Consider the following 15,135-nt stretch of genomic DNA (forward strand, 5'->3'; position numbering starts at 1 on the left):
CCCGATTACATCTTAGCTGAGCCACAAACCTGTCCGAATTAGTAGGACCACTTCACGGGATATTGGCGAGTTGTTCATCGGCACGGCGGGCGGTGCGAATGGGGAGCATTTCTTCCTCGGAAATACTCAGCGCAGCGCACAGCTTTTGCAGCGTCGCCTCTTGCGGGTTCGTTTTGCCATTCTCGATCCGGCTGATATCGCCTTTACGGGTCGAATCGCCAAAAACATCCAGCGCGAGCGTTTCTTGTGTGATCTTCGCTTGGCCGCGTTTCGCGCGGATCAAGGCACCGAGGGCGATGAGGTCCATAACCTTCCACAACTCCCAACAACAAAGCCCAACTTGGGCACCACATCTTTAGCGCAACGATAATCATCGGGCGCCTCGATATATTCAATCCAATCATGATGTTAACCGCGTCGGACGCGACGCTCAACTTAAAGGATTGAAAAATGTTGAAGCGTGTTCGTAAAAGTGTGACTGGAGTTGCCAAAGCCTTGTGGTGCCACCGCGTGGTCTATGCGGGAGCGGCACTGGCCTATGGGGGCTTGTGCGTTGGGATCGTTGATAAAGAACTCGCGAACCAAGTGTTGACGGGCTGCTACATCGCCCTCGTCGTGCAGCGCCCCTAAGCGTTACTTGCGCTTGATCCCAATCCTGCGTCCCGCGCGTGCGGGGCGGGGAAGGTTGCGGTGGTCTTCATAGATCGCCGCGATCTTGTCGTAGGTTTCAGGCGGCATCGGAACGACCTTGGGGCCAGCCAGATCGACGTGCAGCCCAAGACCTTCGCCCGTGGCAGACAGCCAGCCGTCAGCGTGGTGCAATTCTTGAAAGAAATGAAAGCGTTTTTCATCGAGATCAAGGAGCTGCGAGGTCACGTAGACTTGGTTGCCTTCGTGGATTTCACGCAGGTAGCATACGTGAAACTCAGCGGAGAAGGTGGAAAACCCCGTGCGTTGAATGTATTCCAAACCGATGCCGAACTCCGCAAAGAATTCATCGGCGGCGTTGTCAAACAGCACGTTATAATAGGCCATGTTGAGATGGCCATTGTGATCGATCCACTCCGGTTTGACGGTGAGCAGGGAGGAGCGGTGCGGACCGCTCATCTACTCGGCCAGCTTCGCGGCGATGATCTGGTTGACGGCCTTGGGATTGGCCTTGCCACCCGTCGCTTTCATCACCTGACCGACGAACCAACCGGCGAGTTTCGGGTTCTCTTTCGCCTTGGCCACCTGTGCTGGATTGTCGGCGATAATCTGATCGACCGCCGCTTCGATCGCGCCTGTGTCGGTGACCTGTTTCATGCCACGTGCTTCGACCACTTCGGCCGGATCGCCGCCCTCTGTGTAGATGATTTCGAACAGGTCCTTGGCGATTTTGCCAGAGATGGTGTCAGCCTTGATCAAGTCGATGATCCCGCCGAGTTGCGCAGGGGTGATCGGGCTGCTTGTGATGTCTTTCTCGTCCGCTTTGAGACGACCAAAGAGCTCGTTGATCACCCAATTTGCGGCGAGTTTGCCATCACGGCCCTCAGCGACAGCTTCGAAGAAGCCTGCGCTATCTACGTCCGCAGTCAGGACAGAGGCATCATATTCAGATAGGTTGAAGCCTTTGACAAACCGCGCTTTTTTCTCGTCGGGAAGCTCTGGAAGCGTTTTGGCGATATCATCAACCCAAGCCTGTTCAATCTCCAAAGGTAGGAGATCGGGGTCGGGGAAATAGCGGTAGTCATGCGCCTCTTCTTTGGACCGCATAGAGCGGGTTTCACCCTTGTCAGGATCGTAGAGACGCGTTTCTTGATCGACTTTTCCACCAGCTTCGATAATTGCAATCTGGCGCTTGGCTTCTACGTCGATTGCTTGCTGGATAAAGCGCATGGAGTTCATGTTTTTGATCTCGCAACGCGTGCCGAGATGGCCGAAATCACCAGTTTCGATAAATTTCTCGTATTGACCGGGCAAACAGACAGAAACGTTAACGTCTGCCCGCATGCTGCCGCTTTGCATATTGCCGTCACACGTGCCGAGGTAGCGCAAGATTTGACGTAATTTCACAACGAATGCGGCCGCTTCTTCCGGGCCACGAATATCAGGGCGCGAAACGATTTCCATCAAGGCGACACCGGTCCGGTTGACGTCAACGAAAGACATGTTCGGATCCATGTCGTGAATAGATTTGCCCGCATCCTGCTCTAGGTGAATGCGCTCAATGCGAACGCGGCGGGCGATGCCAGGTTCCATGTCCACGATGACTTCCCCTTCGCCAACGATCGGGTGGTAGAGCTGGCTGATTTGATAGCCTTGGGGCAGGTCAGGATAGAAGTAGTTCTTGCGATCAAACGCCGAGAATAGATTGATTTCAGCTTTGAGACCAAGGCCCGTACGCACAGCCTGCTCAACGCAAAACTCATTGATAACAGGGAGCATTCCAGGCATCGCCGCGTCAACGAAAGCGACGTTGGAATTTGGCTCAGCGCCGAACTGTGTCGAAGCGCCTGAAAAAAGTTTCGAGTTTGACGAAACCTGCGCGTGAACTTCCATGCCGATCACAAGTTCCCAATCGTGTTTCGCGCCGGCGATGGTTTTAATCTTGGGGCTTTCAAAGGTCAGATCGAGCATTGTGCGTGTCCACGAAATCAAGAAGTTTGATGCGTTTTATGCGAGTGGCGGAAAGGGGGCAAGGGGCTGCGGTAGGTGCGCGGTTTTGTTCGGGGCAGCTAAAGTTCTTTAAACATTGATCCTTTAAGTGCGCGTTAAAGTTTTGCGCCTAGAAAAGCGCTGCGAGAAGGGGAAACTTAACATGTTATATTTTGCAACTATCTGGTTTGACTTAGTCGGATCTTTGGCGCTTATTTTCGTTCTATCAATGGCTTACGGGCACATTCAAAGACTTTTTCTGAGCCGGTACTATGCAGAAATTCTGATGGGTGTCGCGTTTGGTGGTGTTGCGTGGTTGCAGATGAACATGCCTCTGGAACCGATGGACGGGCTGATCATTGATCTGCGAAACGTGCCTCTCGCCCTATGCGCTGCGTTTCTTGGGTGGCGTGCATCCTTGATTTGTTTCCTGATTGCAGCGGGCACACGGTTCCATATTGGTGGAATTGGCTTGCCTTCAGCAATTTTGGCAATGCTGATTGTATGGGCTGTTGCCGCGCTCTGGGAAAAGGTCACGCGCTCATTTCCAGAAAGAAGATTGCATCACATGTTCTTGCTCTCGCTCTTGATTTCCGCTCATCTGAACGCAGCATGGATTTTACCTGAAGAGGCGCGTAACTGGTTCTTAACAAACGCATCTTTGCCCTTTACCATCTTGAATGCGATTTCAATTACGCTAGGGGGGTATTTGCTGAATGTAGAGCAGCAGCGCATCGCAAAAGAAGGGCGGATTGCAGCTTCGATTATGTACGATCCTGACCACGGAGCTTGGACAAAACCAGCGTTTGAACGCGAGGTGAAGCTGCGCGTAAACGCTGGAACCATGCAAACACCTGCAGGTCTTTTGGTTGTCCGAATTCGCCACGCGAATTTTCTATTCTCAATGGTTCCAAATTTTTGGCACGATAAGGTGTTAGGTCTTTTGCATATGCGTTTGAAGGATACCTTTGAAAATGCAGATCTGGTGTTTTCGATGGGTACTTCTGCTTTGGCCATTCCGCTGAATGCGGATCAGTTCCTTCGAAAAGGGGAATTAGAAGACTCCGTCAAGAGGCTAATGGAAAAAGACAAGTTCGAGTTTTCGGCAGATGTAAAGAAACTGATTGCTGTCGATTCAGAAGCGTTTGAATGGTCGGTAGAGCAATCGCTTGATGATGTCATTGAAAGCGCCAAGTCTAGCTTTTTGGCACTGAGAACGACACCACAAAAGGCGATGCTCAGACGTGAAGATCTTACGTCGCTTGCTAAAAAGCGAAGCGCCGGAAAACAAAATGTTTTTAACAGCTTTCCACGAACCAATAATGAGGTTTTGTTTGGAAAGGCTGCTTTTTTGATGAAGTTAAACGAGTCTGGATAGACTATGTATCTAAGCGCGTTGGACGTAGAGCCCCTGTGGTGTGAAGATCAGGGCGTTGCCCTTTAGCATTTGGTCACCAAAGAAGTTCACAAAAACTTGGTTTGCTTTCTCTTGGCCTTGCTTAAACAACGCATCAATCGATGCTATGCGCGCTTGATTGTCGAAACCTTCCATTGCATGCCCCCAGATCAGAGGGTGCAGTTCATGCAAATGGTCTGTCAAAATCCACTGAGCAGCGGTCTGTATGCTCTCAAGCGCTGCAGAAGCGAGCAAATCATCGGTACAGCGTTGCGCGGCCTTTGGGATAGAAACGGCTGCAAAGGACGCAAATAGGTTTGCGTTGTGCTGATCCTCGGAGCGTTCCAAAATATTGCGTAAACCTTCCAGAAAGAACGGGACGTCTAAAACTGATGCAGATTTGGGATCAACAAGTAGAGCATCAAAAAACGCCCAAGTATAAGCGCCGTCGCCCCAAACATCTTGAGTACGTGCAGCTGTGCGGCGTGCCTCCAATTCTAATGTGGCATAGCTGCCAAACCATTGCGGAAGCATGTGATGGCCTAAAGCACGAATGTGCCTTTGTTGGCTTGGCGCAAGATCGATCAAATCCTCGTAATCATCTGCCGCGCGGTCAGGCGCTTCAGGCGAACCCACAAGCAATGCGCAACGTGCGGATGTGACGAGCGGACTGTTTAATTCAATGCCGCAAAACGCATCGAGGACTTGTCCTGCGCGTTTGCAATGAAGCTCAAACGCCTCGAGATTGCGCGCGGGGGTGTCCGGAAGGGACGTGGTTCCGCGCCAAGCATAGCCGATGTCTAGATGCGCCATAGCGACAATTGTCGCGATAATGTGATTGTTGGGATATTCTCCTAAAATCTCTTCAAGAGCTGAAATCGCATCTTTCAAAGGGCGATTTTCCTCAGGGGTTCCGTCAATCAAAAGGTGCTCTGCGAGTGCAACCACATCGGAACGCGCGCCTTGGCACAGCAGTTCCGCAATTGGCATGCCGCCGCCGGACGCGCGACGCGACATGTCTTCTTGAATGACGAGTGTGGTTAGATCGTCCCATCGCTCTTGGCGTGCCAAAAACTGACCTTGGTTAAAGTGATAGCTGCGCATCTGCTCTTCATGTGGTTCTTTTGAAACAGGAATCACCAAGAGCTTGTCCAGATCAGGGGTGCGCATCTGTTCGGGAGATGCACGGGACGTCGTCGGTTTGGATTTCCGTGTGGAAATACGTGTTCTCGGTAGACGAGCCGTCAGGGTTTTGAGCAGGGACATATTGGGGCAGCCTTCAGTATTCGGTTTGATGCGTTGAGAGCAGTTATGACCCTGCATTCGGGCGCAAAAGTGGCGGGCAACTGGCATGAACAAACTGTTTCCAAATCAAAAATACGTTGATTGGGGCAGCTTGTGGCTTGCGTTCCTAAACGAAACATTGCGACACTCAATTCATGAGGAATTCATCTTATAGGGTATTTTCAGCGGTTTTGTTCTGCTTAATACCGGCTGCAACCTTTGCGACTGATGCTGTCACGCGGCCTATGATGCGCCCCATTTCAAGCGAAATGGTTAATGTAATTGAGCCTCTGTCGCGTGCCCCTGAAGAAAGTTTGCGCCCGAACAGAAGAGATGGCGATGTTGTGCCACGAGCACGTTGGGATCATCGTCCCGCGGGTCGCATTTGGACGCGTTCTGCGATATCTGCGCTAAAATCTCATGGTAAGCCAATTTTGCAAACGGTTCCGCGCGATATCGCTGAGTGGTGTCCTGCTTATCCGGATGCTTCTGAAGATCAGCGCGCGGCGTTTTGGGCGGGATTTATGTCCGCGCTTGCCAAACACGAAAGCACATATCGCCAAGATGCGGTCGGCGGGAATGGCCGTTGGTACGGTCTTCTGCAGATTTTACCTGCGACAGCGCGGGGGTATAAATGCTTGGCACCGAGCAGAGAGGGCCTCAAGCATGGACCCTCAAATTTGAGTTGCGCGGTGCGCATTTTAACGGTTGTGATGCCGCGCGACAAAGTAATGGCAAGCAAAGACAAGCGCTGGCGCGGCGTTGCTGCGGATTGGGGGCCGATGCGGATTGGCTCGAAACGCAAGGACATTTCCGCTTGGACGCGTTCCCAAAATTATTGCCGTGCGCTTAATTCGGTGCGCCCGCGTGCGCGACCCTAAGACAGTAGCGTGAAGTGGTGCCGCTCGTAGAGAATGTCTTGGTCTTTGAGGGCGGCTTCAATTTGCTGGGCAGGTGGCACGCACTCATAAGGGAGGCGAACTTTGCCGCCTTGATACGTGATCAGCGTCATCCGCAAAGTCAAATCGAGCCTTGTGTCCAGTCGTACGGACTTCAATTGGCCACGCGGCAATTGCGCAGCACGCCTGCCAGAGCGCCAAGAAATATCCGACTGTGTGATCTGCAATTCAGATGTCGCGCCTTTTCCGATATCGATGAGGGCAGGCAGGCTGACGATTGCGAGACCCAAAATGATGACCGGTGCGGCGTTGAAAAACAGGTAGAGCGCGAATAACACGATCCACCAAAGTGCAACAAAGCCAACCGCGCGCGGGCTGCGCGCGGAACGTTTGAAGGCATAGCTGCTCACGCTGATCGAATGCGGGTCAGCATTTCAGAAGTGTCGCGGCTCAGATTTGGTTGCGCGAGGATGCGATCGACTTCTGCCAAGATCATCTCTTGGCGTTTAAGGTCGTAGCGTTTCCAGGTCTGAAATGCGGCGCACATCCGCGCAGTTGTTTGCGGGTTGATCGGGTCAAGCGTGATGAGCCAATCCGCAAGCAGCGTGTAGCCGCGGCCTGAAATGTGATGAAAGCCAGCGTGATGCGCCGCAAGTGCGCCAAGTGTAGCGCGGAAGCGATTTGGGTTTTTATGATCGAAGTCAGGATGTTGCGTCAGTTTGTCCGCAATTTCTGCTGCATCTTCAGGCGCTGCGGCACTGACTTGGAGGCCGAACCACTTATCCATCACAAGACGGTCATGCTTCCATTGCTCATAAAATCCACTGAGTTCCGCGTCACCCACTTTTTGGCGTAGCAAGATCGCGAGTGCTGATATCTGCAATGTCATGTTATCCGCGCGCGCGAATTGCTCTTTCGCCGCCTTGCCACCATCTAGTCGTGAACCAAGACCCAAAGCCGCGATCGCGAGTTCGCGTTTGCCAGCAGGTTCTGCATCAGGCGAGTAGGGCCCCTCAACCTGACACTGCGCATAAACACGCGGCAAGGTGTCTTGCATATGCTGCGCCATCGCGAGTTTGAGCGTTTGCACCGCTTCGTAGATGGCTTGCGGATCAGGCACGACGCCTTTGTCAGAAAGGGTTTGTGTAAGTTCGGACTGGCTTGGCAGCCCGAGCATCAACGCACGCGTTGCGGGATCGAGTGTGTCGTCGCGCAAGACTGCGAGCATGCCGTCAAGATAGCCTGCATTGGGCGGCGCGCCATTTTCTATCATGTTGAGAAGAGTCGATTTGGCCAACTCGCGACCTGCTTCCCAGCGATTGAAGGGGTCAGTGTCATGGGCCAGCAAGAACGCGCGCTCGACATCATCGGTGTCACGTTTCAGGATCACAGGTGCTGAGAACCCGCGCAGAATTGAGGGCACAGGTTTGCTCGCCAATCCTTTCCATTTGAAGCTTTTCTGACGCTTGTCCATCTCTAGAATTTGCGTCGGCAGAACTTCTGCACCGCTTTCATCCAAAAGCCCCAAAGCAATAGGGATAACGCGTGGTTTCTTTTGTGGCTGGCCGGGTGTGGGCGGAGTTTCTTGACGGAAGGTGAGTTTGTAGCGACCGTTTTTGAAGCTTTCCTTAACCGACAGTTGTGGCGTGCCCGCAGAGGTATACCAGCGTTTGAAGCGCTTTAAGTTGCGCCCTGTAACTTCCTCGAAGACCTGCAACCAATCCTCAATGGTGGCGGCATCACCATCGTGGCGCTCGAAATAGAGGTCCAACGCCTTAGCGTAATCCGCATCCCCGACGAGGGTTTTGAGCATGCCAATGACTTCCGCCCCTTTTTCATAAACGGTGGCTGTGTAGAAATTGTTGATCTCGACAAAGCGGTCAGGACGCACGGGATGGGCAAGAGGGCCGCCGTCTTCAGCGAACTGACGACCACGCAGATCAATCACATCGCTGATGCGTTTGACAGAGGCAGAGCGCATATCGGAGGTGAATTGACTGTCGCGGTAAACGGTCAGCCCTTCTTTTAGGCACAGCTGGAACCAATCGCGACAGGTGATGCGATTGCCGGTCCAATTGTGGAAATATTCGTGGGCGATGATCGCTTCTATACGCTCGAAATTGGCATCCGTTGACGTCTCAGGCGAGGCGAGAACGCAAGAAGAGTTAAAGACGTTAAGGCCTTTGTTCTCCATCGCGCCCATGTTGAAATCATCGACAGCAACGATGTTGAAGATGTCGAGATCGTATTCGCGTCCATAGACTTTTTCGTCCCAAGTCATTGATTTTTTGAGGGCTTCCATGCCGAAGGCGCATTTGTTTTCGTCCCCTTTGCGCACATAGATATTCAGCTCAACGTCTTTACCCGACATCGTGGTGAAACGATCAGGGTGCGCAATGAGATCACCCGCAACCAGCGCAAAAAGATAGGCAGGCTTGGGCCAAGGGTCGTGCCATTCAGCGAAATGCTCGCCCGATGTCGCGGGATTGCCGTTGGACAAAAGCACCGGATGTGGCCCCTCCACGCGCACTGTGAAGGTGCTCATGACATCAGGGCGATCTGGGTAATATGTGATTTTGCGGAAACCTTCGGCCTCACATTGTGTACAATACATGCCGCCGGACATGTACAATCCTTCAAGGGCCGTGTTGGTTTCGGGGCTGATCTCGACCTCGCACTCAAAGGTGAACGCACCTTCTGGGACTTCAGCGGTTAACCCCTCCGGGGTGATCGACGGTGCGATATCAGCGCCATTGATTTTTGCCCATTTCAGGTCAAGTTGTTCACCATGCAGAAAGAAAGTCGTATCGCTCGCGTCCGGGTTTGGCGCAAAGCGTATGCGAGAGATGACGCGTGTTGCGCGAGGTGCAAGTTTGAATGTCAGATGCACATCCTGAACGATGTAGTCGAAAGGTGTGTAATCCTTGAGGAAAATAGTCTGTGGGGCGGCGTCACGCATCGGGAGCTCCTGTTGTTTGGGGCACGCTAACGGAGTGCGCGGGCAATGAAAAGAAGGACAGTGTAATGCCAAAAGGCGTAAAGAAAGAGAACCTGCCAAGCAAGATTTGCGCCTGTTGTGGACTGCCGTTCACATGGCGCAAGAAATGGGCGCGAGATTGGGAAAACGTCCGCTTTTGCTCGGAAAAATGCAGGCGCACAAAGTAATTGGGGCGTTATTCGAAAATCTCGAACAGTCCTTCGCCGTGCGTTCGCTTGCCTCAACTGAGCATTCGCCCTATCTCGACCAAAGCAAAGTATTCAACGGCATACATATTCGGGAGAACGACATGACCCAACGGATCGAAAAGCATGGTCTTCAAGTAGACAAGGTTCTTGTTGATTTCATCGAAAACGACGCTTTGAACGGCATAGATGTGAGTGCAGATCAATTTTGGGCAGGTTTGTCCGATTTGGCCCATGATTTTGGCCCAAAAAACCGTGCGCTTCTGGCCGAGCGCGAAGAGATCCAGAGCAAAATTGATGCGTGGCATAAGACCCACAAAGCTGGCGGCGACACGCGCGACGGATACTTTGAGTTTTTGCGTGAGATTGGTTATTTGCTGCCTGAGGGCGATGATTTTCAGATTGAAACGCAAAATGTTGATCCTGAGATTGCAACCGTGCCGGGGCCGCAACTGGTTGTGCCGGTCACTAATGCGCGCTTTGCACTGAACGCTGCGAATGCGCGTTGGGGCAGCTTGTATGACGGGTTTTATGGAACTGATGCGATGGGCAGCCTGCCACCGAAAGGGGCCTATGACAAAGGTCGCGGTGCACGTGTCGTGGCACGCGCGCGGGTTTTCCTAGACGATATTTTCCCGGTTCAAGGCACATCTCATGCAGATGCGCGCCGCTATCATGTCCAAGATGGTGCGCTGTTGATCGACGATCTGCCACTGGCGCAACCTGAGAAATTCGTTGGATATCAAGGCCATCCAAAAGCGCCGGACGCCGTAATCCTGTGCAACAATGGTCTGCATGTGGAATTGGTATTTGATCGCACGCATGTGATTGGTAGCCGCGATCAGGCGGGTTTGGCTGATGTCGTTATGGAGAGCGCGCTTTCGGCGATTATGGATTGCGAGGACAGCGTCGCTTGCGTGGATGCCGAGGATAAGGTTGTGGCCTATGCCAATTGGCTCGGTCTGATGCGCGGGGATTTGGAAGAGACCTTTGAGAAAGGCGGCACGCAAATGACGCGCCGCTTGCATGCAGATCGCGTTTATACCGGACCAGACGGTGGCGAAGTTACATTGAAAGGTCGTGCGCTTTTGTGGGTGCGTAATGTCGGGCATCTGATGACCAACCCAGCGGTTCTGGATCGTGATGGCACCGAGATCGGCGAAGGTCTTATGGACGCGCTGTGTACGGTGATGCTGGCAATGCATGACCTAAAACGTGAGAGCGGCAACTCCGTGCATGGCTCTGTATATGTCGTGAAACCAAAGATGCACGGGCCTGCGGAAGTGACGTTTTCGGATGAGATTTTCGCAAAGGTCGAGGACATTCTTGGATTGCCGCGCAACACGGTCAAGATCGGGATCATGGACGAAGAGCGGCGCACGTCCGCCAACCTTAAAGAATGCATTCGTGCCGCAAAAGCACGGGTCGCATTTATCAACACCGGTTTTCTGGATCGCACCGGCGACGAAATTCACACTTCGATGGAAGCGGGGCCTTTTAGCCGCAAAGATTTTATAAAGCGCAAAGCTTGGATTGGCGCTTATGAGAACCTGAATGTGGACATCGGGCTTGAGTGTGGCTTGCAAGGCAAAGCGCAGATTGGCAAAGGCATGTGGGCAATGCCGGATTTGATGGCCGCGATGCTTGAGCAAAAGATTGACCATCCAAAGTCTGGCGCGAGTTGTGCTTGGGTGCCAAGCCCGACCGCGGCAACGTTACATGCGATGCACTATCATTTGGTTGATGTTCTCAAGGTGCAGGACAGCATAAAAGCGAATGGGCGGCGCGCAAATGTGCAGACCCTTTTGGAGATCCCTTTGGCTAAATATGCAGAGTGGAACCCTGAGCAAATTCAACGCGAGGTCGAGAACAACGCGCAAGGTATCCTTGGGTATGTGGTGCGCTGGATCGACCAAGGTGTTGGATGTTCAAAAGTGCCAGATATCAACGATGTAGGCCTGATGGAGGATCGCGCAACGTGCCGGATTTCCAGCCAAGCTTTGGCCAATTGGCTGCATCATGACATCGTATCAGAGCAACAAGTTCGCGCAGCGATGGAGAAGATGGCCGAAGTCGTTGATCGCCAAAACGAGGGTGACAACCTCTATCGTAAAATGGCACCGGGGTTTGACACCATTGCGTATCAGGCCGCCTGCGATCTGGTCTTCAAAGGGCGCGCGCAGCCATCGGGATATACAGAGCCGGTTCTGCATGCGCGCCGCCTTGAACTGAAGGCAAGCGTCGCATGAGCTAAGCCGTGAACCTGTGTTTCGGTTCTTAAAATATTGAAAACATTTAGGGTTTTAGATTAACCTTAAGTGTTTTCATTCCACGAAAACCATACCGCTCACTGTAAACTGGCGGCGCATTTTTTGGCGTGCGCTCTAAATCAGGAAAGCGATTGAAAAGCCGTTCGAGGGCGATCTGCGCTTCTGTGCGCGCAAGGTGCATTCCAAGACAAACATGTGGGCCAAAACCAAATCCGATATGCGCATTCGGGCGGCGATCGGTTTGAATTTCAGCGGCGTTCTCGAAGCGGTCAGGGTCATGATTGGCGCCGATAAGTTGCGCTATGACCTTGTCCCCTTGTTGCAGTGTTTGGCCAAAACGTTCGTGAGTTTCGCGCACAAAGAGCGGTTTTGTCATCATCACTGGGCTGAAAAACCGCATGAATTCTTCAATCGCAAGCGAGGTGGGTTCGTTAAATTTCGCACCATCTGATATCGCGAAAACCGCGTCAGAGATCAGATGAAGCGTGGTTTCATGGCCTGCGATAAAGAGGACGAAAGCAAGCGAGAGAATTTCATCATCGCTCAGATCATTGCTTGCATCGTGGATCAACGTGCTGAGCAATCCATTGCGTTGGGTGTGTCTGATCGTTTCTATTTCTGCGCGCAATAGTTTTTGCGTTCTGTACAGACCCGGCATCGCAGTAAACAGTGCAATGATGCCCGTCGGCTTAGAGATAGGAGCAATTGCACGCGACAGTTTTTGGCGAAGCTCGGGCTTGATGCCAAGGAGTGCGCTGATCACATCCAGCGGCAACATGCGTGCGTAATCTTGAGTAATATCAACAGGTTTTGACGGATCCAGCTGATCTAAATATTGATCAGCAACCTGTGTTATTTCTGGGCGCAGCGCATCAATCGCAGCGCGCGAAAAACTGTGATCAACAGCCGCGCGGATGCGTTTGTGTTCGGCTCCGTCAAGGCTGAGAATGTTGCGCGTCAACGGGCGCATGAAGCGGGGCAAGAACCAATAATATCGCGAAATGTCCTTGCCGCCCGCATTGGCTGGATTGCGGGCGAATAACGCTTCGTCCTTTAGAACTTCGCGCGTGGCCGCATCTGTAGTCGTTGCCCAACACTGCCCGATGATCGGCAATTTAGTGCGCACAAGCGGTCCTTCTTCACGCATTTGCGCAAGCACTGACGTGGGATCGCGCAAAAAATCTGGATCGTTCAATTTATACTGCGCCATCGCTCAAATCCTATGATGCATTGCAAGCCTGCGCATCTGGGCCATATATTGCAATCATAAATCATCACCCAGTGAGGAACTCTCATGACGCGTCCTATCGTTGGCATCATTTCAAACTTTACGCTTTTGAATGACGAATATCCTGTTCACACAGGCGGCGTGATGAATATGGATGCGATTGCGCAGGTCTCTGGTTGTATGCCTTTGTTGATCCCCGCAGATCCCGCCCATGTGAGCGTGCCTGAGTTGATGGCGCAATGTGATGGCTTTTTGCTGACGGGGGGGCGGCCGAATGTGCATCCCGAGGAATATGGCGAAGAACCAACCGAAGCGCATGGGGATTTTGATCGTGCACGCGATGCGATTGCTTTGCCGCTGGTGCGCGCTTGTGTCGAAGCGGGACAGCCGTTTTTAGGAATTTGTCGTGGCTTTCAAGAAGTGAACGTAGCGATGGGCGGCTCACTTTATCCAGAGATCCGTGATTTGCCGGGACGTATGAACCACCGCATGCCACCTGATGGCACACTCGAGGAAAAATTCGAAATTCGTCACAAGGTGAGCCTCAGCAAAGACGGAGTTTTTCACCGTATTTTTGAAGCCGAGGAAGTCATGACCAACACGCTGCATGGTCAAGGCATCAAAGACGCAGGCCCGCGCATCGTGATTGACGGGGTCGCAGATGATGGCACACCCGAAGCGATTTATGTGAAAGACGCGCCCGGATTTAGCGCATCAGTACAATGGCATCCTGAGTGGAACGCGCAAGACGATCCTGTGTCGCGGCCTTTATTCACGGCCTTTGGTGAGGCGGTGAAAGCTTTTGCACAAGCGCGAAAAACGCGCCATTTGCAAAACGCTTAAGCGGCATTTTGTTGGGTGGCACGCCACTGCTCGGCCATCGCGATTTCTTCCATCAACAGTGTCGTCTCGTGCGATTTGAGGCATGGATAAGCTGTGCGCCCATGTGCGTAAGGGTCTGTTTTCAAAGCTGGTAAGGCTTTGAAAAGATCCTGTTTGGACGTGTCCGACAGCGCTTTCATGCCTTCTGGACCTGCATGGAAACTTTCGCTTTCTACGCCGTTTGCAGTGATCACTTGATGAGTCTCGAACATAATGTGGACATAGGTCACCATCTTGCGCGCGATGCGTTTCACCTTGGGTCCGAGCATGTGTTTCGCGCTGCAAAAGACTTCGTCCTGACCAAACAGTAATTCCGCCGCGAAGTGAGAGATCAACATTTTATGCTGCGGTGAGACCATGAGAGGAGCGGTTTGTCCCTCCAGCGCGCCGTCCTCGAACAGGATCGGTGCAGTATCTGGCGTGCAGGGCATGGTGCGTGCGCCAACCCACTTCAGCGGCTGCGCACCCGCGTCGCGAGTTATCACCAGATCACCAGCTTTAAGCGTTTCAACCGCGCGTGTACCAAATGGCGTGTCGATCATCGTGCCGGGTGTGAAACAGATGATTTTCTCAATGTTCTCAAAGGTGAGGAGGGTGCCGTCATCTAGGACAAGCGTACCGCTCAGACCACCAAGCGCGTCGTTGGTGTTAGAGTAAATGATGTCATTGCGATTGCCGAGCGTGCCGAGGTTAAGCACGTCACCTGTGGTTTCATCGCCTTCATCGCCGCGCACGAAAATGCCTGCACCTGCGCCTACGGTCTCGCCAAGTTCAACAAGTTGGAAGGTATCATCACCATCGCCACCCACGGCGGTGTCACCTTCACCCACATTGATGAAATCATCGCCGCCTTGACCATCCAAGCTGTCAGAGCCGGTGCCACCAGAGATGGAATCGTTTCCGCGCCCAGCAAAGATTGTGTCATTGCCGGTGCCGCCATTGATTGTGTCATCATCGGGTTCAGCATTGTAATTTGACGTGAAATCGAGCGTCATATTGCCCACGCCGAACAAACCACTGTTTGTGGCGCTTTCACCGTTATCAAATGTGAAGATCAGTTGCACAAACGGGCCTGCGATATCGACGGTAACAGAATCGTCCGCGCCACTCGTTTCAACGCCGGTGCTCGCATTGCCATCTGCGTTCAGGTCATCGCCGCTGACTGAGTGCAAACCATCGAGATCGGAAAAGACCACGGGTACTTGATTGCCGTCTTCATCAAGGGCAATGATCGTCAGTCTGTCATCCCAGCTGCCTGTATTTTGGTCGATGTCGTAGATTTCAAAATTGGCGTTTTCGATTATACACAGAGTCCTCGAGCACCCGACTTTTGACGGGTTGACGTCTGACCGTAGA

At 52.6% G+C, this 15,135-nt stretch carries 14 protein-coding genes; 6 read left to right on the forward strand and 8 right to left on the reverse strand.

From position 1 onward, the window contains the following. Positions 1-52 precede the first annotated feature (52 nt). Entirely contained in the window at positions 53-307 is a 255-nt protein-coding gene (locus tag PFRI_RS19980; protein WP_072632461.1) for a helix-turn-helix domain-containing protein, read from the reverse strand. A gap of 143 nt (positions 308-450) precedes the next feature. Here PFRI_RS19980 and PFRI_RS19985 point away from each other — a divergent pair, with 143 nt between their 5' ends. Further along, positions 451-630: a hypothetical protein gene (locus PFRI_RS19985; RefSeq protein ID WP_072632462.1), complete on the forward strand. Its 180-nt coding sequence runs from the start codon at positions 451-453 to the stop codon at positions 628-630. 3 nt (positions 631-633) lie between these two features. Here the strand turns inward: PFRI_RS19985 and PFRI_RS19990 are convergent, their stop codons facing one another. Further along, on the reverse strand, positions 634-1,107 hold the full coding sequence (locus tag PFRI_RS19990; protein ID WP_072632463.1) for a thioesterase family protein: 474 nt from the start codon (positions 1,105-1,107) through the stop codon (positions 634-636). After that, entirely contained in the window at positions 1,108-2,619 is a 1,512-nt protein-coding gene (gene gatB / locus PFRI_RS19995) for an Asp-tRNA(Asn)/Glu-tRNA(Gln) amidotransferase subunit GatB (protein ID WP_072632464.1), read from the reverse strand. A gap of 127 nt (positions 2,620-2,746) precedes the next feature. Here gatB and PFRI_RS20000 point away from each other — a divergent pair, with 127 nt between their 5' ends. Continuing rightward, positions 2,747-4,015, forward strand: a complete 1,269-nt coding sequence (locus PFRI_RS20000; RefSeq protein WP_139292156.1) for a LytS/YhcK type 5TM receptor domain-containing protein — start codon at positions 2,747-2,749, stop codon at positions 4,013-4,015. Positions 4,016-4,024: 9 nt separating this feature from the next. On the opposite strand, the gene PFRI_RS20005 is transcribed toward PFRI_RS20000, so the two are convergent. Beyond that, a complete protein-coding gene (locus tag PFRI_RS20005) occupies positions 4,025-5,299 on the reverse strand; it encodes a hypothetical protein (protein ID WP_139292157.1) in 1,275 nt (424 codons plus the stop codon). A gap of 362 nt (positions 5,300-5,661) precedes the next feature. On the opposite strand from PFRI_RS20005, the gene PFRI_RS20010 reads away from it, so the two are divergent. Then, positions 5,662-6,198: a transglycosylase SLT domain-containing protein gene (locus tag PFRI_RS20010; RefSeq protein WP_245812496.1), complete on the forward strand. Its 537-nt coding sequence runs from the start codon at positions 5,662-5,664 to the stop codon at positions 6,196-6,198. Here the strand turns inward: PFRI_RS20010 and PFRI_RS20015 are convergent. After that, positions 6,195-6,626 (reverse strand): hypothetical protein, encoded by a 432-nt coding sequence (locus PFRI_RS20015; RefSeq protein WP_084649787.1) that lies wholly within the window; start codon positions 6,624-6,626, stop codon positions 6,195-6,197. The two genes, PFRI_RS20010 and PFRI_RS20015, sit on opposite strands and share 4 nt — an antisense overlap. After that, the gene (gene pepN / locus PFRI_RS20020) at positions 6,623-9,175 is read right to left on the reverse strand and encodes an aminopeptidase N (RefSeq protein ID WP_072632468.1); all 2,553 of its coding nucleotides are present in this window, start codon (positions 9,173-9,175) and stop codon (positions 6,623-6,625) included. Before pepN ends, PFRI_RS20015 begins: the two co-directional genes overlap by 4 nt. 65 nt (positions 9,176-9,240) lie before the next feature. Here pepN and PFRI_RS20025 point away from each other — a divergent pair, with 65 nt between their 5' ends. Both PFRI_RS20025 and PFRI_RS20030 read left to right on the forward strand, forming a co-directional pair. After that, positions 9,241-9,381, forward strand: coding sequence for a DUF2256 domain-containing protein (locus PFRI_RS20025; protein WP_072632469.1), 141 nt, complete (start codon positions 9,241-9,243; stop codon positions 9,379-9,381). 122 nt (positions 9,382-9,503) lie between these two features. Beyond that, the gene (locus PFRI_RS20030; RefSeq protein WP_072632473.1) at positions 9,504-11,648 is read left to right on the forward strand and encodes a malate synthase G; all 2,145 of its coding nucleotides are present in this window, start codon (positions 9,504-9,506) and stop codon (positions 11,646-11,648) included. Between the two features lie 46 nt (positions 11,649-11,694). Here the strand turns inward: PFRI_RS20030 and PFRI_RS20035 are convergent, their stop codons facing one another. After that, positions 11,695-12,879, reverse strand: coding sequence for a cytochrome P450 (locus PFRI_RS20035; protein WP_072632470.1), 1,185 nt, complete (start codon positions 12,877-12,879; stop codon positions 11,695-11,697). 84 nt (positions 12,880-12,963) lie between these two features. On the opposite strand from PFRI_RS20035, the gene PFRI_RS20040 reads away from it, so the two are divergent. After that, on the forward strand, positions 12,964-13,740 hold the full coding sequence (locus tag PFRI_RS20040) for a gamma-glutamyl-gamma-aminobutyrate hydrolase family protein (RefSeq protein ID WP_072632471.1): 777 nt from the start codon (positions 12,964-12,966) through the stop codon (positions 13,738-13,740). Here PFRI_RS20040 and PFRI_RS20045 read toward each other — a convergent pair. Then, the coding region (locus PFRI_RS20045) for a Hint domain-containing protein (RefSeq protein WP_175549274.1) at positions 13,737-15,135 on the reverse strand (1,399 nt) is incomplete at its 5' end. The two genes, PFRI_RS20040 and PFRI_RS20045, sit on opposite strands and share 4 nt — an antisense overlap.

The sequence above is a fragment of the Planktotalea frisia genome (genome assembly GCF_001890925.1).
GTDB classification, from domain to species: domain Bacteria; phylum Pseudomonadota; class Alphaproteobacteria; order Rhodobacterales; family Rhodobacteraceae; genus Planktotalea; species Planktotalea frisia.

Excerpts from the sequence above, each read along its gene's own strand:
- PFRI_RS20025 (WP_072632469.1), top strand. The coding sequence starts at position 9,241 with ATGCCAAAAGGCGTAAAGAAAGAGAACCTGCCAAGCAAGATTTGCGCC.
- PFRI_RS20005 (WP_139292157.1), bottom strand. The coding sequence starts at position 5,299 with ATGTCCCTGCTCAAAACCCTGACGGCTCGTCTACCGAGAACACGTATT.
- PFRI_RS20035 (WP_072632470.1), bottom strand. The coding sequence starts at position 12,879 with ATGGCGCAGTATAAATTGAACGATCCAGATTTTTTGCGCGATCCCACG.
- PFRI_RS19990 (WP_072632463.1), bottom strand. The coding sequence starts at position 1,107 with ATGAGCGGTCCGCACCGCTCCTCCCTGCTCACCGTCAAACCGGAGTGG.
- pepN (WP_072632468.1), bottom strand. The coding sequence starts at position 9,175 with ATGCGTGACGCCGCCCCACAGACTATTTTCCTCAAGGATTACACACCT.
- PFRI_RS20040 (WP_072632471.1), top strand. The coding sequence starts at position 12,964 with ATGACGCGTCCTATCGTTGGCATCATTTCAAACTTTACGCTTTTGAAT.
- PFRI_RS19980 (WP_072632461.1), bottom strand. The coding sequence starts at position 307 with ATGGACCTCATCGCCCTCGGTGCCTTGATCCGCGCGAAACGCGGCCAA.
- PFRI_RS19985 (WP_072632462.1), top strand. The coding sequence starts at position 451 with ATGTTGAAGCGTGTTCGTAAAAGTGTGACTGGAGTTGCCAAAGCCTTG.
- gatB (WP_072632464.1), bottom strand. The coding sequence starts at position 2,619 with ATGCTCGATCTGACCTTTGAAAGCCCCAAGATTAAAACCATCGCCGGC.
- PFRI_RS20030 (WP_072632473.1), top strand. The coding sequence starts at position 9,504 with ATGACCCAACGGATCGAAAAGCATGGTCTTCAAGTAGACAAGGTTCTT.